Origin of the sequence: Actomonas aquatica, assembly GCF_019679435.2 — a bacterium.
GTDB lineage: Bacteria > Verrucomicrobiota > Verrucomicrobiia > Opitutales > Opitutaceae > Actomonas > Actomonas aquatica.
Map to the genome: position 1 here is coordinate 3,274,834 of NZ_CP139781.1, position 22,712 is coordinate 3,297,545.

The window sequence follows — 22,712 nt, forward strand, 5'->3', positions numbered from 1 at the left end:
CCTTGGCGCCGCCCATGCGCCGTGCTCCTCCCATGCCGCTCACCAAGGCCCAGATCCAACGCTTGCGCAGCCTGCGTCAGAAAAAGACCCGCGAAGAAACGGGTCTGTATGTCGTCGAAGGTCCCAAGGTCGTGACTGAGCTGCTCGCCGCCGGGCATCCCTTTGCCGAGGTCTATGCCACACCCGATTGGACCCAACCCGCAGGAGCCGCCGTCGAGATCGTGACCGCCAGTGAGATGGAGCGCATGAGTCACTACCCCACCCCGTCGCCCGTGCTCGCCGTCGGTCGCATCGCCCGCGCCGAACTCGCCGCCGGCGAACTGACCCACGGTCTCACCCTCGCCCTCGATGGCATTCAGGATCCGGGCAACGTCGGCACCCTGCTGCGCATCGCCGACTGGTTTGGTTTCGAACGCGTCCTGCTCTCACCCGACTGCGCCGACCTCTTTTCCCAGAAGGTCATCAACGCCTCCATGGGCTCCTTTGCGCACATGCGCGTCATCACGACCGACCTCGCCCCCGCGCTCGCCGCGGCCGCGCCCACCGTGCCGGTCTACGGCTGCGATCTCGACGGCACGCCCCTCAGCCAACTCCAACCGCCCGTCGCCGCCGTCGTCGTGATCGGCAGCGAAGGCCGCGGACTCTCCGCCGCTGTCGCCTCCACCCTGTCCGAGCGCATCACCATTCCACGTCACGGTGGCGCCGAGTCGCTCAACGCCGCCGTCGCCGCTGGCATCGTCTGCGCCCACCTGCGGCCATGACCACGCCGATCGCCACCGACGACGCCACGTGGGCGCCGTTTCGCGCGGAGTTCCACCTGCCGCCCGACCAAATCTACCTCGACGGCAATTCGCTCGGCCTGCTCAGCCGCCGCGCCGAAGCCGCCGTGCAAACCGTGCTGCGCGACTGGGCCACCCACGGCATCGGCGGTTGGTCCGAGGGGGGCTGGATCGATCTCGCCGAGCGCACTGCCGCCGATCTCGTCCCCCTGCTCGGCGCGTCGCCTCAGGCCATCGCGCTCACCGCGCAGACCACGCTCAATCTCCACCAACTGCTCGCCACCCTCTTCGATCCGGCCCACCCCACCCGCCGCGTCATCCTGGCCGATCCGATCAACTTCGCGTCCGATGCGCACGCCATCGAAAGCCATCTCCGCCTCCGCGGACTCGATCCCGCCTCCCACCTGCGTTGGATCCGCTCCACCGATGGGCGCACGCTGGAGACCGCCGATATCGTGGCCGCCTTCACGCCCGATGTGCAGCTCGCGATCCTGCCGGGCGTGCTCTACGTGAGCGGCCAACTGCTCGACCTGCCCGCCATCAACGCCGCTGCCCGCGAGCGCGGCGTGCTCATCGGCTGGGACCTCTCCCACAGCATCGGCGCCGTGCCCCACCACCTCGAAACCGAGGGCGCCGACTTCGCCTTCTGGTGCACTTACAAATACCTCAACGCCGGCCCCGGTGCCATCGGCGGGCTCTTCCTGCACCCTCGTCATCACGAACGCCCGCCCGGCCTCGCCGGCTGGTGGGGCGTCGATCCAGTCCATCGCTTCACCCTCGATCTTGCTCATCGCCCAGCCCCCGGAGCAAGCCGGCTGCATGTGGGCACGCCGCCCATCCTCAGCCTCGCGCCGCTTGCCGGGTCGCTGGAACTCTTCCCGCTCGTCGGCGGCATCGCCGCTCTGCGCGCTCGTTCCCTTGCGCTTACCACCCATCTGCTGGCCCGCTGTGATGACACCCTCGCCGCTCTCGGCGTCACCATCGCCACGCCCCGCGACCCCGCCGCCCGCGGCGGACAAGTCGCCCTCGTCCACCCCGCCGCCGGCCGGCTTTGCCCCGCCCTGCGTGCCGCCGGTGTCGTGCCCGACTATCGCCATCCCGACGTGCTGCGCCTCGCGCCCAGCCCGTTTTACAACACCTTCGCCGACGTCGATGCCGCCATCGACCGCCTCGCCGAAATTTTGCGCTCCCAATCCTACCTCGATTGGCCCGATCCCACCACCGCCGCGCCATGAGCTTCATCGACATCACCCGACCGCTCCGCTCCGACACCCCGCCCTGGCCAGGCGACCATCCGGTGGTGTTCACCGCCGCCGCCCGCATTGCCGAGGGCAGTGCCGTCAACCTCGGCAACCTCTCCCTCAGCGTGCACAACGGCACCCACGCCGACGCCCCCTACCACTACAACGAAAACGGCACGACCATCGACCAGGTGCCGCTCGACGCCTACGTCGGTCCCGCCCAGGTCGTCGACGTCCGTGGCCACGCCACGATCTCTGTGGCCCTGCTCGAATCCCTTGGCGCCCCCACCGCCCCGCGTTTGTTGCTTCACACCGGCGCGTGGTCCGCGCCCGATCAATTTCCGGAGACGTGGCCCCTGCTCGACCTCGACGTGCCGGCCTGGTTGGCTGAACGCGGCGTGCGCGTCATCGGCCTCGACGCGCCTTCGGTCGACGCGCTCACCAGCAAGGACCTGCCGCGCCATCACGCCTGCGACCACGCCGACGTGCTCATCCTGGAAAACCTCCTGCTCGATGCGGCATCGCCCGGCCTCTACGAACTCATCGCGCTGCCGCTGAGGATCGCCGGGGCGGACGGCTCCCCCATTCGCGCCGTCCTGCGCCCCCTCGCCTGAACCCAGGCCCGCCGCTGGAAAATTTTGGGACCGCCAGCACACTGGCCTTCGCGCTGGCGGCCCCGTTCCCGAGGAGTCGGTGACTCGACTCTTTAAACGACTCCTCGAAATTCGTTGATGCTCCTCATGGTCTCAACCGCTTGAAGACCAGAAAAACGCTCCCGTCATGATCGAACCGGGAAGACAGCTTGAGACCTGCCTTGGCCTGAGCTTGGCAAGCCAGATCAATCTTCGACTGCAGCTGCTGGTTCGATGCATCCATCGACACACAGACAATCTTGACCCGCTTTCCCGGTAGTCCCGGTAGCACGTCCGCCGGCTTGGGGGCCGCAGCAGTCGTCGCTGGCGGAGACCAACGGCCCTTCACCGAGATGGGCGAGTCAGCCGATCCTCCGGAAAACGACACGCGATCCCACCATCCACTCAGAACCTTCGCGACCCCACGCAACCGCGGCGAAGCAGACAGCTCCGGGGCATGAGACTTAGAAAAAGGGGAGGAGGTAGGCGACATCGGTGGGACCAAAGCGTTCTTTACCCAGTGAAACGGGTCAAAATCCCCTATCCTTTCAAAAACTTTCAGATTTCTTGAAAATAGTTTCTCCGAGCCAGGCGCCCTTTCTTGTCACGATAGGTGCGTCTCGCGCGCTTTCCCCTCGTCGCGCCTCCCCAAATGCGAAAAAATTTCAATTAGCAGAAAGATTCGCCGCTTTCGGCCCGTTTCAGGTGCAAATGCCGATGCCAACCTTGTCCCAACCTTCTCTTCTCACCCGCCCAAGTCTGCTCCACCGACTGCGCGACTGGCGCGACAACTCCAGCTGGGAAGAGTTTCACCGCCTCTACCGCCGCTTCATTCACGGCCTCGCCACCCGCGCCGGCTTGAGCAGCAGCGAAGCCGACGAAGTCGTCCAAGAGGTCCTCCAAAATGTCGCTCAACGTATCTCTGACTACGAGATTCGCGACCGCCGTGGCGCCTTTCGTCGCTGGCTGATGAACCAGACCCGCTGGCGCATCGCCGACAAATTTCGCCAGCGCGATCAAGCCAGCCTGCCCGACGGCACTCACGTGGTTTCTCCGCTCAATGACCACTGCGACCCCATGGAGGACGTCCCGGTCGAAAACGACATCGTCGATTTTTGGGAAGTGGAGTGGCAGCAGCACATTCTCAACACCGCCATGGAGTGCCTCGCGCGTCAGGTGCCGGCCAAACACTTTCAGGCCTTCGAACTCTACAGCCGTCAGGGCTGGCCCGTGCGCCGCATCGCTCACGACCTCGAGATGAACGCCGCCACCGTCTACCTCATCGCCCACCGCCTCACCAAGCGCCTGCGCAACGAGGTGGATCGCCTGCGTGACCGCCACGGCTAAGCCTCCGCGGCCACCGCGTTTCCCCCTTTCGCTTCCGGTTCCTAATCACCGTAGCTCGCGCCGTGCGCCCCCTCCGGGGCCGCGGCGCTTTTTTATACCCACGTTTGAGCAAACCTGAAACAGGTCGACGCTCTGTCATCCCTTTGCCTCAATCGCCTCCGTGCCGCCGGAGGAAGCCAACCCTACCACGCCCCCACCACCACTGATTCCCGACTACGAATTGCTACGGCGGGTGGGAAGGGGCAGCTATGGCGATGTATGGCTGGCGCGAAGCCAAACCGGACTCTTTCGCGCCGTAAAAATCGTTTGGCGCTCCCGCTTCACCGACCTCGCCCCCTACGAGCGCGAGTTCAACGGCCTGCGTGAATTCGCCCGCATCACCGCTGGCGAATCCCGCCAACTTTCCCTCCTCCACGTCGGCCGCAACGAAACCGAAGGCTTTTTCTACTACGTCATGGAGCTGGCCGACGATGTCGTCACCGGCCGCGAGATCGACCCCGGTTGCTACGAGCCGCTCACCTTCCGCCATTTCCGGACACACGACATCTCGCCCCCCATCGACGAGGTCATCGCTCACGCCATCGAACTCGCCGGTTGCCTAGCGGAGCTCCACTCCACCGGCCACATCCACCGCGACGTCAAACCGTCCAACATCATCGTCGTCCACGGCCACGCCAAACTCGCCGACATCGGTCTGGTGACCCACACCTCCGACGCCCTCACCTACGTCGGCACCGAGGGTTTTGTCCCGCCCGAAGGTCCCGGCACCATCGCCGCCGACATTTTCTCATTCGGCAAAGTCCTCTACGAACTCGCCACCGGCCGCGATCGCAACGACTACCCGCGCCTGCCCGAAAACCTCGGTGACCGCCCCGACCGCACCCAGCTGCTCGAGCTCAACGAGATCATCCTCCGCGCCTGCGCCAGCCGCCCCGAAGAACGCTACGCCGATGTGGCGAGTCTGCTCGCCGACCTCCAGTTGCTCGTCGCCGGACGTTCCGTGCGCCGCCTGCGCCGCGCCGAGGCCGGCCTCTCCCGCGCCCGCCGCTGGATCGCCATCGCCGCCGCCATTGCCGCCGTCGCCTCGGTCGGCGCCTACCTGGAACGCCAACGCGCCAACGTCGAATCCGCCGGACGCCGCGCCGCCGAGGCCGAACTCGCCGCCCGCACCCGCGAGTCCCTCTACTCCGCCAGCATCGCCAACGCCCAACGCGCCCTCAGCGCCGGCGAATACGGCCTCGCCCGCCTCGCCCTCGCCGACGGTGCCCCCGCGCCCGGCGACCCGGACCTGCGCGGCTTCGAGTGGTTTGCCCTCCACAACGAAGCCGCCGGCGACCCCGCAATCATCCTGCGCGAGTCCGGCCCCCAGGTGTCCCGCCTAAGCCTCTCCCCCGATCGTCGCCTCGTCGCAGTCGAGGACACCAGCACCACCGTGCAGGTCATCGAGATCGAGACCGGCCACATCGCCTACCAGCTCGAAGGGCTGCACCGCGTCGCGGGCTTCAGCCCCGACGGCCAACGCCTCGTGGGCAGCACCCCGGACTACGAACTCGAGACGTGGTCCCTCGCCGATGGCTCCCCCGATCCGCGCCCCAATCAACCCGGCATCTTCCGCCCCCTCTTCGCCGATGCCACCGCCCCCCGCCTGTTCTATTTTAAAGACAGCCGCGATGAGGCGCCGCATGTCCTCGGTATTCGAAATTACAATACCGACCGGGACGAACTCACCTTCACCGTGCCGCATTGGGAATCGGACCAAAGCGCCTGGGTCTTCCGCGAAGCGCAGGCCAATGCCGACCTTTCCCAGCTCGCTCTGGTCATGCAGCGAGGCCTCAGCCCCCACACCGACTTTCGCCTCTGGTTTTGGCACATCGTGGACGGTGCCGCCGTGCTCCAGTTCACCCGGGACTCCAGCGACTTCCCGGTGTTGTTTGATATCTCCGCCGACGGCTCAACCTTTGCCTACTGCATCGACCAAGCCGAAAACCACTTCTGGGCCCATGGCTTGCCGCAAGCGCCTTGGTCCGGCCCCGCAATCGGCTGGGAAGCCCTCTCCAGCGCCATCTCGCCCGACGGCTCCAAAATCGTCATCGGCGATCGCGAGCGCAAAATGTTGGTCTACGATTCGCTCACCGGCGCGCAGTTGGGACTGCACCGCGGTCACGTCGGGATCCCCAACGCCAGTGTTTGGGTCGATGCTTCCCGCGTGATCAGTGCTTCCATGCAGGGCGACGTGCGCGCGTGGACGATCACCGCTTCGAGTGGCGAAAAGCTTCATGAGTTTAGCCTGCCTCCCACCACCGTCGCGACCTACAATACTCGCGCGGTCTTCGAAATAGACGGTGGCCGCGTGTTCCTACCCTCCCAAATCGGTCAGAGTATGTTCTTCGACTTGGCGACGGGGCGCAGCCAAACCGTCCCGGCCGAGCTGCGATCGGTCCTGCATTTTGAGCGCGGGGAATACCTCTGGGTCGATGACCAAGGTCGCTGCTGGCAGAGCAACACCGATACCCCCTCCGCACCGCACCGCGCCATTGCCTTGCTCGACCCGGACGAGGCTTTCAACCACGCCTCCATCTCGCCGGATGGCCATTGGATTCTCGCCACCAGCCAACGCGGCCAGATCGTTCTCTGGGATCGCTTGGCCGAAGAGATCGTCTTCAAGGATCGACGCCCCCTGGCTCCCGCCTACCCGGCGATCAACAACCACGGTCATATCACCTACCTGTCGCCCGATCAGATCCTGCAAACTTGGGACCTGCTTACCAACACCCTGCTGGCCGAACGCAAAATCCTCTGGCGCCCCTCGGCCCTGACCGTGTCTCCCGATGGCAAATGGATCGTGGCCCCCGAGGGCGCCCGCGGCTTCTCCTTCCTCCGCGCGCACGACCTGAGCACTGCCCTGCACGACCCCACCACCTACACCATGGCGATCACGAGTGCCTTTCACCCCGACTGCCGGCTCTTCGCCACCGCCGGCGCGTTGGGCACCGTGCGACTCTTTGGCCTCGATGACGCCGGCGCGTGGCATGAACGCCCCCCGCTGATTTTCGCCGACCCCGGTTCCGAACGAGCCCAGGACTTGGCCAGCCGAATCACATTCAGTCCCGACGGCACCACGCTCATCGCCCACACCCGCACGGGCTACCTCCGCATCTGGCGGCGTTGATCACCGCGCGGAGTGAGCCCAAAAAAAGCGCGGTGCCCGCCCCCATGAGGACGCCACACCGCGCCTGTCCAACGGACAACCACAGATAAAAAATCAGGGATTCTCTTCACCGCCCGGAATCGGCGGCGGCGGGTTGCCACCACCCTCGCCCCCTTCCGGTGAGCCTCCACCGCCTTTCGCTTCCGGCGAACTCCCGTCCTCGCCCAACATCGCCATAGGCTCCTTACCCGGCACCGGCGTGCGCACCGGCACCACCTGCACCGTGCAGGTCTGACTCGTAAAACTCAGCTCGGCAGCCACCGCCGTCCCCTGCGCCGGCACCGTCACTGCCGATCCCACTGGCAGCGCCGCGAAGGCGCCGCCAGCCGGCTTAAATTGCGCGTCACCCGCCAACACCGTCAGCTGCACCGCATACTGCGTCGCCTGCGCCCCCACCGTGCGCAGGTTGTAAATCGTCACGCCCGCCGGATCCGGACCCGCCGGCAACGTGGCGATATAGAGCGTCGGCCGGGCATCCGCCGCCGCACTGGCGGGACGGAAGCCTTGCCAAGACACCCTGCGGCCATCGGCCATCAGGGCATCGTAAGTGGTGACAAGAATCAGGGGATTTTTGCTCATAAGTATCTGGGAGTCGTGAGTTTTGGGTCGAAGGCGACGAGGCAGACCGGAGCCACACCTCATCTCTAAAACGACGGCGCGGCCCGGAATCTTTCAAAATAATGTCAAAAGATCACCAATATCGACCACCGAGCCGCCTCATCCCACCACCGGTTCACTGCAAAAGCCTGTAACGCTGCCACGGACCCGCGGTTCCCCTCCCCACTAGCCACTCATGACCCGCCCTCGCCGTGCCGTCCTCCTGCTCACAAATCAACTTCGCCTCGCCGTCCGACCGCGCTACAACCACGGACAACCCCACCATGGATGAGGCCAGCGACCATGACCTGATGCTTGCCGTGCGCGCCGGCGAACTCGCCCGGCTCGGCGACCTCTTCGAGCGCCATCACCGCATGCTCCACGGCTTCCTCGCCCGCCTCACCGGCAACCCCGATGTCGCCGAAGACCTCGTGCAGATCGTCTTCCAACGCATCCTCAAATACCGCCACACCTACCGCGACGAGGGCAAGTTCACCGCCTGGCTCTACCACCTCGCCCGCCGCGCCGCCGCCGATCACTACCGCCGCGCCAACCGCGCCCCCATCCCCACCGATCCGACCGACTTTACCACCGTCGCCGACGACGCCACTCCCACCGCCGACGACCAGGCCACCCGCCGCGACGAGCTCGACCTCATGCAACACGCGCTCTCCCTCCTCCACCAGGACCAGCGCGAGATCCTCGTCCTCCACCGCTTCCAACACCTGCAACACGACGAGATCGGTCGCCTGCTCAACATCTCCGCCGGTGCCGCCAAAGTCCGCGTCCACCGCGCCCTCTCCGCCCTCCGCGACAAATTCTTCAAACTCCGCCGCACCTCCGCGGCCTGAGCCCTCAGCCCTCCCTTTTCCCATGAACTGCCAACGCATTCAGGATCACTTCATCGATTACCAGGCCGGCACCCTGCCCACCCACGAGGCCGCCGCCGTCCGTGATCACCTCAAGACCTGCCTCACCTGCCAACGCGAGTGGGCCGACCTCCAGCAAACCTTGCTCACCCTCGACAAACTGCCCGTCGCCGAGCCCTCCCCCCGCCTGCGCGCCAACTTCTACGCCATGCTCGACGAAGCCCAGGCCGAAGCCGATGCGCCCAGTCCCTTCGCCCTCGCCCGCTCCCGGATCGATAGCTTCTTCGCCGCGCTGCTCCCCAGCCGCCCCGCGCTCCAATTCGCCCTCACCGTCGCCGTGCTCATCGGCGGCGTCTGGCTCGGCGCCCGCGTCATGCCCGCTCCCGAACCCGAGGTGCGCGTCGTCACCCAACCCGATCCCGCCACCCAACAGGAACTCGCCGACCTACGCCAACGCGTCGAATCCATGGACCGCGTCGTGAGCACCCACCTGCTCACCCAACCCGCCACCCAACGCCTCCAAAGCGTCATCGCCGCCCTTAACGAAAACGACGCCAACGACCGCACCCTCGCCGACCTGCTCAACACCCTCGCCTTCGACCCCAGCGTCAACCTGCGCCTCACCGCCCTCGAAGCCCTCTACGCTCACGTCGATCGCGCTCCCGTCCGCGCCGGCATCATCAACGCCCTGCCCCGCGAACCCTCGCCGCTCGTCCAGGTTGCCATGATCGACTTCGTCGTCGCCTCCCGTGACCCCGACGCCGCTCCGGCCCTCAACCGCCTCGCCCAAAACCCGAGCGCCGACGCCGTCGTGCGCGAAGCCGCCCGCCGTGGTCTCGCCCTGCTCTGAGCCCCTTTAGTTTTCAACACCTGCAACATCACGTTCACCACCAACTTCGTATCCGTTTATGAAATACATCACTCGACTCCTGCTCACGGCCTCCGTCGGTGCCCTCGTCTTCGCCGCCGCCGCCCGGGCCAATGAGACCACCTTCAAGTTCTCCGATCCGTCCCAACCCGGCCACCTCACCGTGCACATCGCCCACGGCTCCGTGCTGGTGATCGGCACCGACGATGAAGCGGTCACCATCGAAACCGACGCCGACGCCGGCGCCGGCGAAGAGCGCCGCCCCGATGGCCTGCGCGTTATCAGCTCCAGCACCACTTATCACTGCGAGGAAGCCGACAATCAGATGCTCCTCACCTACGGCCTCGACAACTGGGGCCAACCCGCCGACTTCGTCGTCCGCGTCCCCCGCGAGACCTCCCTCGACCTGCGCACCAACTACGGCGGCGAAATCGAAGTCCAAGCCGTCGACGGCAATGTCACCGTGCAAAACCTCAACGGTGAGATCGATCTGCGCGACATCGGCGGCGGTGCCATCATCGAATCCATGAACGGCGAGATCAGCGCCAGCTTCACCCGTCTCAGCGCCGAGAACCCCGTCTCGATCACCACCATGAACGGCGAGGTGAGTGTGCGCCTCCCGGCCGACGCCTCCGCCAACGTGCGCTTCCGCTCCCAAAACGGCTCCATCCTCACCGACTTCGACGAGACCGAACTCGTCACCCAAACCACCTCCGGTCCCGCCTTCGCGCCCGATATGCACGAAGAGTTTGCCGAAGCCGCTCGCGAGGTCGCGGCCGAGGCCGCCGAGATCGCCCGCGAGGTCGCCGAAGAGGTCCGTGCCGCCGTCGCCGAGATGCGCGAATCGGAGAAGACGTCGATCAAGGTCAAGGCCCCCCGCGCGCCGCGAGCCCCGCGCGCGCCCCGCGCCCCGAGCATCCCGTCACTCTCCGGCGGCAAGGTGATCAGCGGCACGCTCAATGATGCCGGCGACGCCAATGGCGACCTGCAGATCGCCACCATGAACGGCGACATCATCGTGCGCAAAATCGACTGAGCGCGCCAAGGCGCGCCCCGTCTCGCTTACTCGCTCTTCGCCGCGTCCGACGATTCCTCGGGCGCGGCTTTTTTGTCGGCCGAACCTGCGTCGGAAGCCTTTTCGGTCGCCGCCTTCTTGGTCGTCTTTTTCGTTGTCGAACGCGAGCGGGAACGCTTCGGCTTGGTCTTGGCGTTCAGCCACAGCGAGTCGTCCTTGGCGTTGCGATTGAGCCAAAGGATCTCGTCGCCGAGCTCGGCAAACTTCGGCTTCTCATCGGCATCATCCGGCACGTTCAGGCCGGCCTTCACCAACGCTTCGAGCAACTCGACCGCCGGCTTGTTGAGCTTGCGCGCCAGAGTGTCGATCTCCGCCGCCGCGCCATTGCCGCGGGACTTGGGCTTCAACAACAGGCGCAGCGCCGGCAACGCCTTCGCGCCCGGCTCAAATTTCACTTCAACCTCTTCAGTCTCGGTCGTCGTCGCATCATCGGCATCCGCCTCGGCCGCCGGCTTCACCGGCTCGGCGGGTTTCTCCTCCGCGCTGGACTGATCTTCGTCCGCTGCAGCGTCGGCTGCTTCGGATTCCGCGTCCTTGGGCTTCACCGCATCCTTGTCCTTGTTTCGCAGCTTGTCCTTGTCGCGGGCATTGATCCACACGCCACCGCGGCCGTCTTTCTTCAGCCAATACACTTCGTCGCCCACCTCCACAAAGGCCGGCTTCTCGTCGTCCTTTTCCGCCAGCTTCAGACCGATGGACTCAAACGCTTTCAAGAGGTCTTCCTCGCTGTGCTTGAGGGCCTTGGCGAGGAAGGACAACGAACCCGACTGGCCCGGACCGCGGCGATTGCGGCGCATCTTCGGCTTCACCAGCTCGATCACCGCTTCGCCTTCCGGCAGCGGCTCCGGCGGCTTGTTGGCCTCGGCCTCCGCCGCAGCCTTGCGGGCGGCTCGCTCGGCCTCGCGCGCTTCGCGTTCGGCCTGCGCCGCGCGCTTCTTTTCCTGCTCGGCCTCGTGTTCGGCCCGCAGTTCCTCCGACGCCGGATCCTCCGGGTCGAGCTTGCGCATCTGCGTCGGCTTAAACCGCGGCCGCGGCTTCTCGCGCACATTGATGAAGGTCTGACCGCGGTTGTTGCGGTTCAGCCAGTAGAGGTCGCCCTCAAACTCAAAATACTCGGGCAGGTCGTCGTCGTTTTCCGGCACGGTCAGACCGCACTCCTGCAACGCGCCGAGCACATCCTCCGGCTCCTGCTCCCAACGGCGCGCGAGGTAGTCGATCGCCGCAGCCTCGCCCAGACCCTTCTGGTTGCGGCGCAGGTGCGGTTTGATGGCGTCGAACAAGGTCGGCAGATCGTCATCGAGCGACATCTCATCCCAATCGTCGCCCAATGAAGCGGCCTCAGCCTCTTCGGCGAGTGCCTCCGGGTCGTCGTCGCGCTCGGTGTCGCGCAGGGTGCGCAAACTCTCGTCACGATGGGATCCCTCTTCGTCGCCCTCGCCCGCGATCGCGGCAGCGGCGGCCTCGCGAGCCTTCTCGGCGTCACGTTCGGCGGCCTCCTTGGCCGCGCGGGCGGCGGCGAGCTCGGCGCGGTTCTTCTCCTCTTCCGCCTTGGTCTGCGCCGCTTGGGCCGCCTCAAGCGTCCAATCGCGTTGCGTGCCGCGGCGAGCCAGCCCGTTAAAAGCCAGCGGATTATCGGGCGCGGTGCGGAAATCGATGATCTCCCACTCGTCCTTGCCCAGTTGATTCAGAAAATTCTCCAGCAACTGCGGGTTCGCGAACCCACCCTTCCCGCTGCTGATCACTTTGTATTCCCAGATAGCCATGAATGCTTGGTTTTTATGCGTTTAAGCGACCCACCCCTCCCAGATCGCACGCCCCCAATCGAGAACATTCTCACCCCCGCCCCCGCCAACCACCCCTTCCTCCCCCCATCAAAGTTGTCACCCATTAGGTGACAATTCGCCATTACCCCCTTAACAACAACAAGTTCCGATCCCATAAAAGGACACCTCCCCAGCCACCAGTCCCCAGCTACCAGCTACCAGCACCCAGCTACCAGCTACCAGCCCCCAGCTCCCCAGCGACCAGCCTGCCTCTACCGCTCCGCACAAACCGTCCGCAGGAACTCCCGCACCGCGTAGCGCGTGAGCTGCCCACCTGGGCCGTGCAGGTTGTAGTCGAAGGCATGCACGCCCCACGGAAGCTCCACCAGCACGTGCGGCACCCCCTCGTCGTCCAGCTTCGCCGCCAGGCGCCGCGAGTGCTCAACCCAACACAGGGTGTCGATCGTGCCGTGCATGAGCAGCGTCGGCGGCGTCACGCCCTGCCGCACCATCCCCTGCGCGCTGGCCGAATCGTAGCGCTCCCGATTCTCCAGCGTCGGCTCCCCACCCAAAAATTGGTTCATCAACTTCACCGAGTTGAGCACGTCGTCCTCCCGCGCCAGCGACCAAACGAAGTTCATGTCGTAGACGCCATACAGCCCGATGAACCCACGCACCGCCTCGTCCGGCGCGCCGTAGGCCACCGCACTCGCGATCTGCGCTCCGGCCGACCGACCCATCAGCACCAACCGCCCCGCATCGATGCCGAGCTCAGCCGCGTGCGCTTTTAGCCACGCGATCGCCACCAACACATCCTGTCCCTGCGCTGGCCACGGATGCTCCGGCGCCAGCCGATACGAGACCGCCGCCACCGCATAGCCCTCGCCCGCCAGCCAGTGGTTAAAGTCGACCAACTGCTCGCGGTCGCCGCCATCCCAGCCACCGCCGTGCACCACGATCACACACGGCACCCGCCCGGTCACCGCGACTCCAGTCGGCGCATAAAAATCCAAACTCAACGCGTCCGCCGTCCCCGCCCCGGCAAACACCCGCGTGCTCACCCCCACCCGTTCCACCCGCGGAGTCGCCAACAACATGTCGCCAAACGAGGTCACCCGAAACGTCGACACCTTCGCGCCCAGCCCCTGCTCCACCGCCTGCGGCAACCGCTGACCCACCAGCGACGCCATCACCGCCGGCGCCAAAAACAATCCCGTCGCCACCAAGCTCGCCGCAAACCCGCCCCCCACCAACAGCCACTCCCGCCGCGGCGACGCCGCATCACTCACGCCCAACACCGCCCCATGCGCCACGATCGCACACGCCAACACCAGCGCGACGATACCCAGGTAGTGGCCAAACTCGCCCGCCACGATCGCCGCCTGCCACACAGCCTTGTTCCACGCCTGCACCACCACCAGCGACGACCACGCCAGCAACGCCAAAGCCAAACTTAAAAACACCCAACGCATGCGAGCTCAGACCCCACACCAACTCATCCGATCTCGCAAATCCCCATTCCCCTCCCCCAAACGTTTACCGCCCGCCAACGCCCAATCAAAAATCGAAAATCCCATCCCCATGCGCCGCCTCGACCAACTCCTCGCCAACCTCGGCTACTGCTCCCGCCGGGATGCCCGCGCGTGGACCAAAGCCGACCGCATCACCACCACCACCGGCGAGCCGCTGAAAAACTCTGCCCAGAAAGTCGACCCCGCCGCCGTGCTCATCGATGGCGAGCCGCCCGACCACCCCGACGGCCTCCTCCTCCTCCTACACAAACCCACCGGCCTCACCTGCTCCCACGACGAGCGTGAAGGTCCGCTCGTTTACGAACTGCTCCCCGCCCGCTGGCGCGCCCGCAACCCCACCGTCACCAGCATCGGTCGCCTCGACAAAGACACCAGCGGCCTCCTCCTCCTCACCGACCAAACCGCCCTCGTCCACCAGCTCACCAGCCCCAAACACAAGGTCCCCAAAATCTACCGCGCCACCGTCGACCGCGACCTCGACCCCGCGCTCATCCCTCTCTTCGCCAGCGGCACGATCGAACTCGAAGGCGAGAAAGCTCCCTGCGCCCCGGCCGAGCTCACCCTTGTCGACGCCCGCACCGCCGAGCTCACGCTCATCGAAGGCAAATACCACCAGGTCCGCCGCATGTTCGCCACCCAAGGCTACCACGTCGAAACCCTGCACCGCACCACCTTCGGTCACCTCACCCTCGACGACCTCCCCCCCGGCACCTACCACGAACTCCCCCTCACCACCTTCGCGTAGACGGCCGCCGCCGGAGCCGGCGACGGCCTTTCACCGCAACCGCCTTCAACTTTCGTGCAGGTGCAGTTGGGCGGCGTCGCTCTTGCGGCCGCCGTCGATGCGAATCAGCCGATCCGGGTGTTGGTATTGGGCCACCAAATACCGCGTGAGGTCGACCTTAAGATCCGCCGCGCCCGTGAGGAACGCCAGCCGTTGCGCGTCGGTCGCCTGCTGTTGCTGGAGGTCCAGTTCACCCGCACGTCGGCGCAGTTCGAGCGCCTGCTCCTCCGCCAACCGGTCGCGCTGCCGTCGCGCGGCATGCTCGGCCGTCTCCAGCTCCACCCGGTGCGTGAGTTCCTGTTTGGCGAGCTCCTGCTGCACCTGCTTGCGCCGTCCGTCGCGCTCCTGCTTCAGGTCGGCCAGATCCTGCGCTTGCCGTTCGGTCTCCGCCTCGAGCTTCAAACGCGTGCGCGCCTCGATCGCGTCGTCGTGCATGGTCTGCAACGTCGCGCTCGCCTCGTATCCCCGGTAGACGATTTTCCCAATGCGATAGCCGGTCAGCTCCGCTCGCCGCACCAGTTGCGCATACGTATCCAATTCGTTGAGACGTTCGGTGCGCTCCTTGAAGGCTTCGAAAGTCAGCTCGGCGGCAAAGTCGATCACATCGGCCGTCGTCGCGTTGATGAAATCGGCAATGGGATCATGCGTGCGATCCAGCATCTCTTCGATGTCACGTAGTTCGAAGAAGATCATCAGTTGCACGGTGATGAGCGCGTCATCCGCCGTGCGCACGTTCTCCACATCGTAATAAAGCTGATCCGGCATCACTCGCAGTTTCTCAAACTGCAACGCCCGGGCGACCTTGCGCCGCGGTTGGCGCGGATCCGCCCCATGCCAGCTGAACCGATGCAGCCACTCGTCCGGCGCCGGCACGAACAGCGCCGGTCCCCGCGCCACCCGCCGTGTGACCCGACCGTCTTGCTCCCGGTAGATCACGATGGCCTCATTGGCATTCAGTTTCAGCTTCGGGGCAACCTCGATGCGCTCATGGCGCAGCGGGTCAAACCACAGCGCCGCCGGCCCCGCCCGGTGCTCGATCCCACCGTCCGCCCGATGCACAACAAGGTATTCCTCCGGCCCGGCGAGGTGTTGCTCCAGCACCTGCAACCGCGCCCCCCAGGTCCAGACTCGACGCGGCCCGTCCACCGTAGTGGCTCGACCACTACGATGCCAAACCAGCGCTCGCTCGCCTTCTCGAATCACGTGTGGGACAATCATGGCTTCAATCCTTTCTCCAACAGTTGCTTGCTATCCGTGAGGCGGACTCCGGCCGCGACCATGGCCGCCAACGCCCGCTCGACATCCCCGTCCGCGAGATCCACGCCACGGCAACCATCGGTGACCAACGTCACCCGGAAACCGGCCGCCACGGCATCGATCGCCGTGGCTTTCACACAATAATCGGTCGCCAAGCCCATGACCGCGACGTCGGTCACTCCCTGTGCTTGCAGATAGTCCGCCAGTCCGGTTTGGCGGCGACCGCCGTTGTCCTGAAACCCACTGTAACTATCGATGGCGACGTCAGTGCCCTTGGGAAACACCGCGGCGATTCTCGCCGCGTTCAGCTCCGGCGCAAATGCCGCGCCGGGCGTGTCCTGCATACAATGCACGGGCCACAGCACCTGCGGCAGGCCGCCGAGCTCTGCCAGGTCGCCGACCTGCGCGCCCGCATGATTCGCCGCAAAACTCCCGTGATCGGCCGGGTGCCAGTCCTGGGTTGCAGCCACCACGTCAAAGGAATCCATCAAGGCATTGGCGACGGGAATCACTGCATCTCCGCCCGGCACGCCCAAGGCGCCGCCCGGCAGGAAATCGTTCTGCAGATCTACGAGGATAAGAGCCGTTTTCATGGTGGGATCAGTTGGGTTCACAGTTCGAAATTGAAGCCGCGCTTGCGCAGCGCCTGGTAGGCCGCCTGGTCAAAGCGGTAGAGTCGGGCGGCACGATGCGCCACGTCCTGTTGGATCTCGTGCGTGTCCTGCAGCAGACCCATGCCTTGAATTTTTTTGCGAAAGTTCCGCTTGTCCAAAGGCTGCTCGAGGACCGTCTCGTAAAGCCGCTGGAGCTCCGACAGCGGGAACTTCTCAGGCAACAACTCAAAGCCGATTGGCTCGTAGCGGATCTTACCCTTCAGCCGCTTGAGCGCCATGTTCACGATCTCTTCGTGGTCGAAGGCCAAGTCCGGCAAATCTGCGACCGGAAACCACGCCACTTCCTTCGCGTCGCTCGCCGCTCGCACCGCGTGGTCCATCAGCTTCACCAACGCGTAATACGCCACGCTGATCACTCGTTCCCGCGGATCCCGCTCCGGCGCGCCAAAGGTGTAGAGCTGCTCCAGAAACAATCGGCTCAACCCGGTCTCTTCCGCCAACTCGCGGCGCGCCGCCGTTTCCAAGTCCTCCGTCATTTCCACAAAGCCACCCGGCAAGGCCCAGCTGCCTCGGTGCGGTTCTCCGGCCCGCTGCACCAAGAGCACTTTGAGGTCGCTTTCATCAAAACCGAAAACGACGGCATCCACGGTGACAGCCGGGTGAGCATACTGGTAGGTGAACGACATGGGACGGCAGGTAGGTGTTATTTCGACACTATGTCAAATTCCAATGTGTTATTTCGACACTTAGTCGACACGTGAAAGCTCCATCAACGTTGGATCGCTCCGCTCACGCGCCGGGCGCTTCGCCGCGTGCTTGCTGGATGAGCTTGTGCTTCAACTCGTGTAGCTGAGGCCCGAGTCCGACCGGGTATTCGTGCGGATTCAGCAGGCGCCGAATACCCGGGTGCGTGCGACTCAACTCGGCCCGTGCGTGGGCTTTGGTCTCCTCCAAAGTCGGGCGATCGTAGACCAGTTCGCCGTTCCGAAAAATTGGCTGCAGCAACAGCTCTTCGCTCGCCTCGGCCGTCACCCGCTTGCGCCGCATGCTGTCGGCCGGATCCACGATGGTGCGGCTCGTCTCGCCCCCCTCGCCTTCGTTGATGATTTGGTCACCCGCGATCAGGCCGTCCTGCACGAAACGACGCACCTGCAGGATGCCGGGATTCGAGACCTTGATCGACTGTTCCGAAAGTTTCAGCCGGTATTGCCAGTTCCCCGCACCGTCGCGAATCGCGCCGAGTTTGTAGACTCCCCCCAAAGCCGGTTGATCGAAGGCCGTCACCAGTTTGGTGCCAACGCCCCACAGCCCGATCTTGGCTCCCTGCTGCTTTAGCGAGGCAATGATCGTCTCGTCCAAATCATTGCTCGCCACAATCACGGCGTCCGGAAAACCGGCCGCATCAAGCAGTTTGCGGGCTTCAATCGAGAGGTAGGCCAGGTCACCCGAGTCCAATCGCACGCCCACCATCTCGTGCCCCGTTTCGCGCAATCGCTTACCCACCTCGATCGCCGCCCGCACGCCGTCCAGCGTGTCGTAGGTATCCACCAAAAACACACAGTTGTTAGGCATGGCATCCGCGTAGGCTTGAAACGCCTCCGGCTCGCTATCGAACGACATCACCCAGCTATGCGCGTGCGTGCCCTTCACCGGGATGCCGAAGAGCTTTCCGGCCAAAACATTCGATGTCGCTGCACACCCGCCGATGTAAGCCGCCCGACTGGCCGCCAGCGCTCCATCCACGCCCTGCGCCCGCCGCAGCCCAAACTCCAGCACCGGCTCGTCCTGCGCCGCCTCACAAATGCGGGCCGCCTTGGTGGCAATCAACGTCTGGTAGTTGATGAGATTTAAGAGCGCCGTTTCCACCAGTTGCCCTTGCAGAATCGGCCCCTGCACCCGCAAGAGCGGCTCGTGCGGAAACACCACCGTCCCCTCCGGCACCGCGTCCACCTCGCAGGTGAACTTCAACTCGCGCAGGTAATCGATGAAGCCCTCTTCGAACAACGGGCTTCCATCGTTGCCCTCCAGCGTCTGCAGATACGCCAGCTCGTCTTCATCAAAATGAAACGCTCGCAACCAATCGATCACGTCCGCCAAACCCGCCACCAACGAATACCCGCTCGCAAAGGGCGGCTTGCGGAAGAACAGGTGAAAGACGGCCTCACGCTCATGCGTGCCCGTCTTCCAGTAGCCGTAAGCCATCGTGAGTTGATACAGGTCCGTCAGAAGCGGCGAAGCAGCAGCATGGTTTTGCATGACGCCCCTTAGTGTTGTTTTGACACTTTTAAGACAAGATCAAATTCACGCGGTCTCCACAGCCTCGCTGGAGAGAAACTGCGGCGGCACGTCCGCCGTCAGCCAGACGCCGTTCGCAGAACGCCAAAACATCCGTCCAGCCGCCACCATTCCACCTGCATCCACGACCAAAATATACGGTCGTCCGTGTCGCGCCCCCACCTGCCGGGCCGTTGCCACATCTGCCGACAGATGCACGTGCAGCCGCCCCATCGGTTTGAGACCCTCCCGCTCAATCGCTTCCACAAAACGCGTGGCCGTGCCGTGAAAGAGCTGCGCTGGCGGGGTCGCGACTGCCAGATCCACGTCCACCTGCACCGAATGCCCCTGATTCGCCCGGATGCGCTCGCCAGTATCGTCGATCAGGAAGCGCCGCTTTTCGTTGGTCTGCACAATCTCCAGCAGCTCCTCCGGCGTGATCACTACTCCCGCGTCGGCCGCGCCCCGCAACAGCTCACCCACCGCGACCCATCCCTGGGCATCCAGCGCCACCCCCGCCGCCGCCGGATCGTGCCGCAACACCAGACTTAGAAACCGTGACTTACGAACCAACTCCTTGCGCATGCCCGCAACCCAAACCACGGCAACGGCAAAGACGATCGCGAACTGATTCCCCGCCAGGCCGCCCGCCTCCCCCGCCTTGGCCAATCCGCGGAGCGATCAGGAACTCACTCACCGTCGCCGGATTTCTTGTCCCGAACTCCTGGATACAAGCGATCCATGCAGTCATCGCAGAACCCGTGGCTGAACTCCGCCCGGGTGTGCTCTGCGATGTAAACCTCCACGTGGTGCCAATACCCCTCGTCGTTGCGCACCTTCTTGCAGCCCGCGCAGATCGGAATGATGCCGCGCAGCTCTTTGATTTCCCCCAACGCTTCGCGCAGGGACGCCGCCTGTTCGCGCACCTGCCGATTTAATTGCGCAAATCGCACCACCGCGCCCAACAGCCCGAGGATCACGAGCAACGCCACCACCAGCGCCACCACCAGTCCCCATGACTGCGCCGCCACCGACTCATCGCGCCACACCATACCCGCGAGATCGACGTCGCCCTCCACCATGCCGAGCTCCCGATAAACCTCCGCGATGTGCTGCCAACGTCCGGGATTCTGATAACCCAGCTCCACCACATCCGAGAGAATCAGCTGCCGCAGATGCTCCGCCTCAAACCGCAGATGCGCCCGACTGTGTCGCTCACTGTAGCGCGTGAAAATCAACTCCACCATCTCGTCGACGTGCGCCAGCGCATACGCCCAGCCCCGCAACGACGCCTCCCGAAAACGCCGCACCCGGTCGCGGTCCGCCGCCACCACCGCCTCGGTGGTGAACAACACATCACCGTAAAAATCGATGCCTCCCGCCCGCGGTGAAAACGACCGATACGCGACCCCGGCATCCTCCAACAAAAACGCCTCGTCGGTCACATACGCCGACATCGCCGCCACCTCGCCCGCCATCAGCGCCTGCGGCCCAAACGTGTGCGGCACCCACTCCACCGCACCCTCCGCGATGCCTTCAAATTTCAGGTAGGCCAGCAGCTCCTCCGCGTGCGCCTCGAGCATCACCCGCCGTCCCGCCAAATCGTGCACCGTATCAATGCCCGCGTTTTCCGGCGTCACAAAGGCCAGCGCCGAGTGCTGCAAAATCGCCGCCAGCGTCACCACCGGCTCCCCGGCCTCGCGCAGCAGCACCAAGTCCGACCCCGCCACTCCAAAGTCCGCCCGCCCCGCCAGCACCACCTCGGCCGGCTCCTCTCCCACTTCGGGTTCACGCAGCGTCACCGCAAAACCGGCCTCCCGATAATACCCCTGCGCGATCGCCGCGTAGTAGCCCGCCGACTGAAATTGGTGCCGCCATTTTAACTGCAGCGTGACCGGCTCGAGTTCCGCATCGCGCGTCGCGGTCTGAGCCGCCACCGGCGCGACGACCCCGAGCATGGCCAGCCACCCCATCGTCCATCGCACTGGCCATACAAATTTCCCGAGCAATCGCATCGGAACACACCCCTGCCCGCTCCGGGGCGCGACCGCGAGCCCAATGTCCGCCCCCCGGAAACTACGCAGCCTGTTCGCCCGCGCTCAGGGTCTCTCACCTAGGCCTGAACCGGGACCCCATCACTATCCCGTAAACAGCCTGTCAAAGCCCCGCCGCCGGCTACATTGCCGTTCCCCGCGTGCCGAGATTTTCGATACAAACTCACCCTCGATTTTCGCCATGCACCGCCGCCTCTTCCTCCTCAGCTTCATTTGCCTCGCCCTCGCCGGGCGGGCGCACGCCGAGTCGCGTTGGGACACGATGGGAGTCGGCCTCAGCACCACCGATGTCGCCGCCGCGTTGGGCTCGCCGCTCATCGTCCACGGCGGCCACGGCTTTGAGCAATGGACCTTCGATCACGGCGGCACCGTCATGTTTCACAACGGTGCGGTGATGCATTGGAACACGCCGCGTGGTTACCGCGCCCCGTCCCGCCAACCGCTCGTGGCCAGTCACATGGCCGGACTGCGTCGCCCCGATTTTTCCCGCTTCACCAAAGCCACCGCGGCCACCGCCGTGGCCGCGTCGACACCGGAAACCACCAAGACCCTGGTCGACGAATTTGATGAGCCGCCGGCGCCCCCCTCCGACGAAATCGCGCCCACCCAGCAACAGCGGGTCCGCGTCCCGACCTTCGACGAGTTGGCGCAGTCCTGAGCGGCCAATGCCTCCGCGCGACCGCGAAAGGTCAGCGGCATCGACAGCTCCGTTCAGCGGTGCAATGCATGGAAGCCTCGCCTCACCGGCGCCTGCTTCCATCGGCCATGAACCAGTTCGACCGCTACATCGGCATTGATTACTCCGGCGCCAAAACGCCGGCCTCCAGCCTGCCGGGTATCCGCGTCTACTACGCCGATCAGCGGGGCGACGAACCCTTCGAAATCGATCCGCCGCCCAGCCCACGCAAATACTGGACCCGCCGCGGACTCGCCGCATGGCTCCAGCAGGAACTCGCCGTCGGGCCGCCGATTCTGGTCGGTATCGACCACGGGTTTTCGTTTCCGCTCCCCTACTTCCAGCGCCACCACCTGCCGCCCGATTGGCACGACTTCCTGCGCGACTTCCGCGACCATTGGCCGACCCACCTCGACGACATCTACGTCGACCACGTGCGGGAAGGTGTGGTCGGCAACGCGAAAGCGCGCCAAGGCGATTCACACTGGCGACGGCTCACCGAAGTCCGCTCCGGCGCCGCCAAGTCGGTCTTTCATTTCGACGTGCAAGGCAGTGTGGCGAAATCGACGCACAGCGGACTCCCCTGGCTACTGCACCTCGTCGAAACCGTCGGCCACTGCGTGCACTTCTGGCCCTTCGACGGCTGGCAACCACCGGAAGGAAAGTCGGTCATCGCCGAGATCTACCCGCGCCTCTGGCACGAAGGAGAAGACATGGAAGGCCGCACCCCCGACCAACACGACGCCTACTTGGCCGCAAGTTGGATGCAGGAAATCGACCTCTACGGCGAAATGAACGAATGGTTCAACCCGCCCCTCGGCGCCCACGACCGAGAAATCGCCGACCTGGAAGGCTGGATCCTCGGCCTTCGGTGAATCGCGGACCTCGGCCCCGACCCCCGCAAACCCCTCAACAGCTGTAACCCATGTCCCGGGACTATCAGTTACCTATATCCCCGGATCATCCCGAATAGCAGAGTTGGCGATGTCGACTGGGTCCACCGCGGTAAAAATTCCGCAGTAACCACTGCGGCATGCAACTGCACGAATCCCTGTCAATTACGGGATGGTGGATCTAAACCATGGAACGGCCCGAGTAATTCCACGGTAGAGTCAGGCAGCAAAACTTCCTTGGGCAAGTCG

20 protein-coding genes are annotated in these 22,712 nt (G+C 64.9%); 11 read left to right on the plus strand and 9 right to left on the minus strand.

What is annotated here, in order from left to right:
* The first annotated feature begins 32 nt into the window (after nucleotides 1-32).
* The 5 genes from K1X11_RS12860 to K1X11_RS12880 all read left to right on the plus strand — a co-directional run bounded on the left by K1X11_RS12860 (nucleotide 33) and on the right by K1X11_RS12880 (nucleotide 7,168).
* Nucleotides 33-761 carry a TrmH family RNA methyltransferase gene (locus tag K1X11_RS12860; protein ID WP_221032763.1) on the plus strand — a complete coding sequence of 243 codons (729 nt, stop codon included), beginning with the start codon at nucleotides 33-35 and terminating at the stop codon, nucleotides 759-761.
* Nucleotides 758-2,014, plus strand: a complete 1,257-nt coding sequence (kynU, locus tag K1X11_RS12865) for a kynureninase (RefSeq protein WP_221032762.1) — start codon at nucleotides 758-760, stop codon at nucleotides 2,012-2,014. Before K1X11_RS12860 ends, kynU begins: the two co-directional genes overlap by 4 nt.
* Nucleotides 2,011-2,634 (plus strand): cyclase family protein, encoded by a 624-nt coding sequence (locus K1X11_RS12870; RefSeq protein WP_221032761.1) that lies wholly within the window; start codon nucleotides 2,011-2,013, stop codon nucleotides 2,632-2,634. The genes kynU and K1X11_RS12870 overlap by 4 nt, the downstream gene beginning before the upstream one ends.
* A gap of 735 nt (nucleotides 2,635-3,369) precedes the next feature.
* A complete protein-coding gene (locus K1X11_RS12875) occupies nucleotides 3,370-3,999 on the plus strand; it encodes an RNA polymerase sigma factor (protein ID WP_221032760.1) in 630 nt (209 codons plus the stop codon).
* Nucleotides 4,000-4,159: 160 nt separating this feature from the next.
* Nucleotides 4,160-7,168, plus strand: coding sequence for a WD40 repeat domain-containing serine/threonine protein kinase (locus tag K1X11_RS12880; protein ID WP_221032759.1), 3,009 nt, complete (start codon nucleotides 4,160-4,162; stop codon nucleotides 7,166-7,168).
* Nucleotides 7,169-7,261: 93 nt separating this feature from the next.
* On the opposite strand, the gene K1X11_RS12885 is transcribed toward K1X11_RS12880, so the two are convergent.
* Nucleotides 7,262-7,786 (minus strand): hypothetical protein, encoded by a 525-nt coding sequence (locus K1X11_RS12885; protein ID WP_221032758.1) that lies wholly within the window; start codon nucleotides 7,784-7,786, stop codon nucleotides 7,262-7,264.
* Between the two features lie 230 nt (nucleotides 7,787-8,016).
* On the opposite strand from K1X11_RS12885, the gene K1X11_RS12890 reads away from it, so the two are divergent.
* From K1X11_RS12890 to K1X11_RS12900, 3 genes are read left to right on the plus strand one after another with little or no spacing between them, the layout of a single operon-like run.
* Nucleotides 8,017-8,655 (plus strand): RNA polymerase sigma factor, encoded by a 639-nt coding sequence (locus K1X11_RS12890; RefSeq protein ID WP_221032757.1) that lies wholly within the window; start codon nucleotides 8,017-8,019, stop codon nucleotides 8,653-8,655.
* Nucleotides 8,656-8,677: 22 nt separating this feature from the next.
* The gene (locus K1X11_RS12895; RefSeq protein WP_221032902.1) at nucleotides 8,678-9,523 is read left to right on the plus strand and encodes a zf-HC2 domain-containing protein; all 846 of its coding nucleotides are present in this window, start codon (nucleotides 8,678-8,680) and stop codon (nucleotides 9,521-9,523) included.
* A gap of 58 nt (nucleotides 9,524-9,581) precedes the next feature.
* Nucleotides 9,582-10,577 carry a DUF4097 family beta strand repeat-containing protein gene (locus tag K1X11_RS12900; RefSeq protein ID WP_221032756.1) on the plus strand — a complete coding sequence of 332 codons (996 nt, stop codon included), beginning with the start codon at nucleotides 9,582-9,584 and terminating at the stop codon, nucleotides 10,575-10,577.
* A 26-nt stretch (nucleotides 10,578-10,603) separates the two neighbouring features.
* Here the strand turns inward: K1X11_RS12900 and K1X11_RS12905 are convergent, their stop codons facing one another.
* Together K1X11_RS12905 and K1X11_RS12910 are read right to left on the minus strand one after the other, a co-directional pair.
* Nucleotides 10,604-12,379: a hypothetical protein gene (locus K1X11_RS12905; RefSeq protein ID WP_221032755.1), complete on the minus strand. Its 1,776-nt coding sequence runs from the start codon at nucleotides 12,377-12,379 to the stop codon at nucleotides 10,604-10,606.
* A gap of 272 nt (nucleotides 12,380-12,651) precedes the next feature.
* Complete coding sequence (locus tag K1X11_RS12910) at nucleotides 12,652-13,851, minus strand: alpha/beta hydrolase (RefSeq protein WP_221032754.1); 1,200 nt, start codon at nucleotides 13,849-13,851, stop codon at nucleotides 12,652-12,654.
* Nucleotides 13,852-13,960: 109 nt separating this feature from the next.
* Between K1X11_RS12910 and K1X11_RS12915 the strand changes: the two genes are divergently transcribed.
* The gene (locus K1X11_RS12915) at nucleotides 13,961-14,656 is read left to right on the plus strand and encodes a pseudouridine synthase (protein WP_221032753.1); all 696 of its coding nucleotides are present in this window, start codon (nucleotides 13,961-13,963) and stop codon (nucleotides 14,654-14,656) included.
* 45 nt (nucleotides 14,657-14,701) lie between these two features.
* Here K1X11_RS12915 and K1X11_RS12920 read toward each other — a convergent pair whose 3' ends face one another.
* The 6 genes from K1X11_RS12920 to K1X11_RS12945 all read right to left on the minus strand — a co-directional run bounded on the left by K1X11_RS12920 (nucleotide 14,702) and on the right by K1X11_RS12945 (nucleotide 20,813).
* On the minus strand, nucleotides 14,702-15,913 hold the full coding sequence (locus K1X11_RS12920; RefSeq protein WP_221032752.1) for a hypothetical protein: 1,212 nt from the start codon (nucleotides 15,911-15,913) through the stop codon (nucleotides 14,702-14,704).
* Nucleotides 15,910-16,545 (minus strand): bifunctional nicotinamidase/pyrazinamidase, encoded by a 636-nt coding sequence (pncA, locus tag K1X11_RS12925; RefSeq protein WP_221032751.1) that lies wholly within the window; start codon nucleotides 16,543-16,545, stop codon nucleotides 15,910-15,912. Before pncA ends, K1X11_RS12920 begins: the two co-directional genes overlap by 4 nt.
* A 17-nt stretch (nucleotides 16,546-16,562) precedes the next feature.
* On the minus strand, nucleotides 16,563-17,252 hold the full coding sequence (locus tag K1X11_RS12930) for an NUDIX hydrolase (protein ID WP_221032750.1): 690 nt from the start codon (nucleotides 17,250-17,252) through the stop codon (nucleotides 16,563-16,565).
* Nucleotides 17,253-17,355: 103 nt separating this feature from the next.
* Entirely contained in the window at nucleotides 17,356-18,822 is a 1,467-nt protein-coding gene (locus K1X11_RS12935; RefSeq protein WP_221032749.1) for a nicotinate phosphoribosyltransferase, read from the minus strand.
* A 45-nt stretch (nucleotides 18,823-18,867) separates the two neighbouring features.
* Nucleotides 18,868-19,425, minus strand: a complete 558-nt coding sequence (locus K1X11_RS12940; RefSeq protein ID WP_343212926.1) for an RNA 2'-phosphotransferase — start codon at nucleotides 19,423-19,425, stop codon at nucleotides 18,868-18,870.
* Between the two features lie 104 nt (nucleotides 19,426-19,529).
* Nucleotides 19,530-20,813, minus strand: coding sequence for an ABC transporter substrate-binding protein (locus K1X11_RS12945; protein WP_221032747.1), 1,284 nt, complete (start codon nucleotides 20,811-20,813; stop codon nucleotides 19,530-19,532).
* A 262-nt stretch (nucleotides 20,814-21,075) separates the two neighbouring features.
* Between K1X11_RS12945 and K1X11_RS12950 the strand changes: the two genes are divergently transcribed.
* Entirely contained in the window at nucleotides 21,076-21,552 is a 477-nt protein-coding gene (locus K1X11_RS12950) for a hypothetical protein (RefSeq protein ID WP_221032746.1), read from the plus strand.
* A gap of 107 nt (nucleotides 21,553-21,659) precedes the next feature.
* Nucleotides 21,660-22,445 (plus strand): hypothetical protein, encoded by a 786-nt coding sequence (locus tag K1X11_RS12955; protein WP_221032745.1) that lies wholly within the window; start codon nucleotides 21,660-21,662, stop codon nucleotides 22,443-22,445.
* The last annotated feature ends 267 nt before the right edge of the window (nucleotides 22,446-22,712 follow it).

Coding starts and splice junctions, on each gene's coding strand:
- K1X11_RS12940 (WP_343212926.1), bottom strand. CDS start 19,425: ATGCGCAAGGAGTTGGTTCGTAAGTCACGGTTTCTAAGTCTGGTGTTG.
- K1X11_RS12870 (WP_221032761.1), top strand. CDS start 2,011: ATGAGCTTCATCGACATCACCCGACCGCTCCGCTCCGACACCCCGCCC.
- kynU (WP_221032762.1), top strand. CDS start 758: ATGACCACGCCGATCGCCACCGACGACGCCACGTGGGCGCCGTTTCGC.
- K1X11_RS12905 (WP_221032755.1), bottom strand. CDS start 12,379: ATGGCTATCTGGGAATACAAAGTGATCAGCAGCGGGAAGGGTGGGTTC.
- K1X11_RS12950 (WP_221032746.1), top strand. CDS start 21,076: ATGCACCGCCGCCTCTTCCTCCTCAGCTTCATTTGCCTCGCCCTCGCC.
- K1X11_RS12930 (WP_221032750.1), bottom strand. CDS start 17,252: ATGTCGTTCACCTACCAGTATGCTCACCCGGCTGTCACCGTGGATGCC.
- K1X11_RS12895 (WP_221032902.1), top strand. CDS start 8,678: ATGAACTGCCAACGCATTCAGGATCACTTCATCGATTACCAGGCCGGC.
- K1X11_RS12945 (WP_221032747.1), bottom strand. CDS start 20,813: ATGGGGTGGCTGGCCATGCTCGGGGTCGTCGCGCCGGTGGCGGCTCAG.
- K1X11_RS12920 (WP_221032752.1), bottom strand. CDS start 15,913: ATGATTGTCCCACACGTGATTCGAGAAGGCGAGCGAGCGCTGGTTTGG.
- pncA (WP_221032751.1), bottom strand. CDS start 16,545: ATGAAAACGGCTCTTATCCTCGTAGATCTGCAGAACGATTTCCTGCCG.
- K1X11_RS12900 (WP_221032756.1), top strand. CDS start 9,582: ATGAAATACATCACTCGACTCCTGCTCACGGCCTCCGTCGGTGCCCTC.
- K1X11_RS12875 (WP_221032760.1), top strand. CDS start 3,370: ATGCCAACCTTGTCCCAACCTTCTCTTCTCACCCGCCCAAGTCTGCTC.
- K1X11_RS12935 (WP_221032749.1), bottom strand. CDS start 18,822: ATGCAAAACCATGCTGCTGCTTCGCCGCTTCTGACGGACCTGTATCAA.
- K1X11_RS12885 (WP_221032758.1), bottom strand. CDS start 7,786: ATGAGCAAAAATCCCCTGATTCTTGTCACCACTTACGATGCCCTGATG.
- K1X11_RS12955 (WP_221032745.1), top strand. CDS start 21,660: ATGAACCAGTTCGACCGCTACATCGGCATTGATTACTCCGGCGCCAAA.
- K1X11_RS12910 (WP_221032754.1), bottom strand. CDS start 13,851: ATGCGTTGGGTGTTTTTAAGTTTGGCTTTGGCGTTGCTGGCGTGGTCG.
- K1X11_RS12915 (WP_221032753.1), top strand. CDS start 13,961: ATGCGCCGCCTCGACCAACTCCTCGCCAACCTCGGCTACTGCTCCCGC.
- K1X11_RS12860 (WP_221032763.1), top strand. CDS start 33: ATGCCGCTCACCAAGGCCCAGATCCAACGCTTGCGCAGCCTGCGTCAG.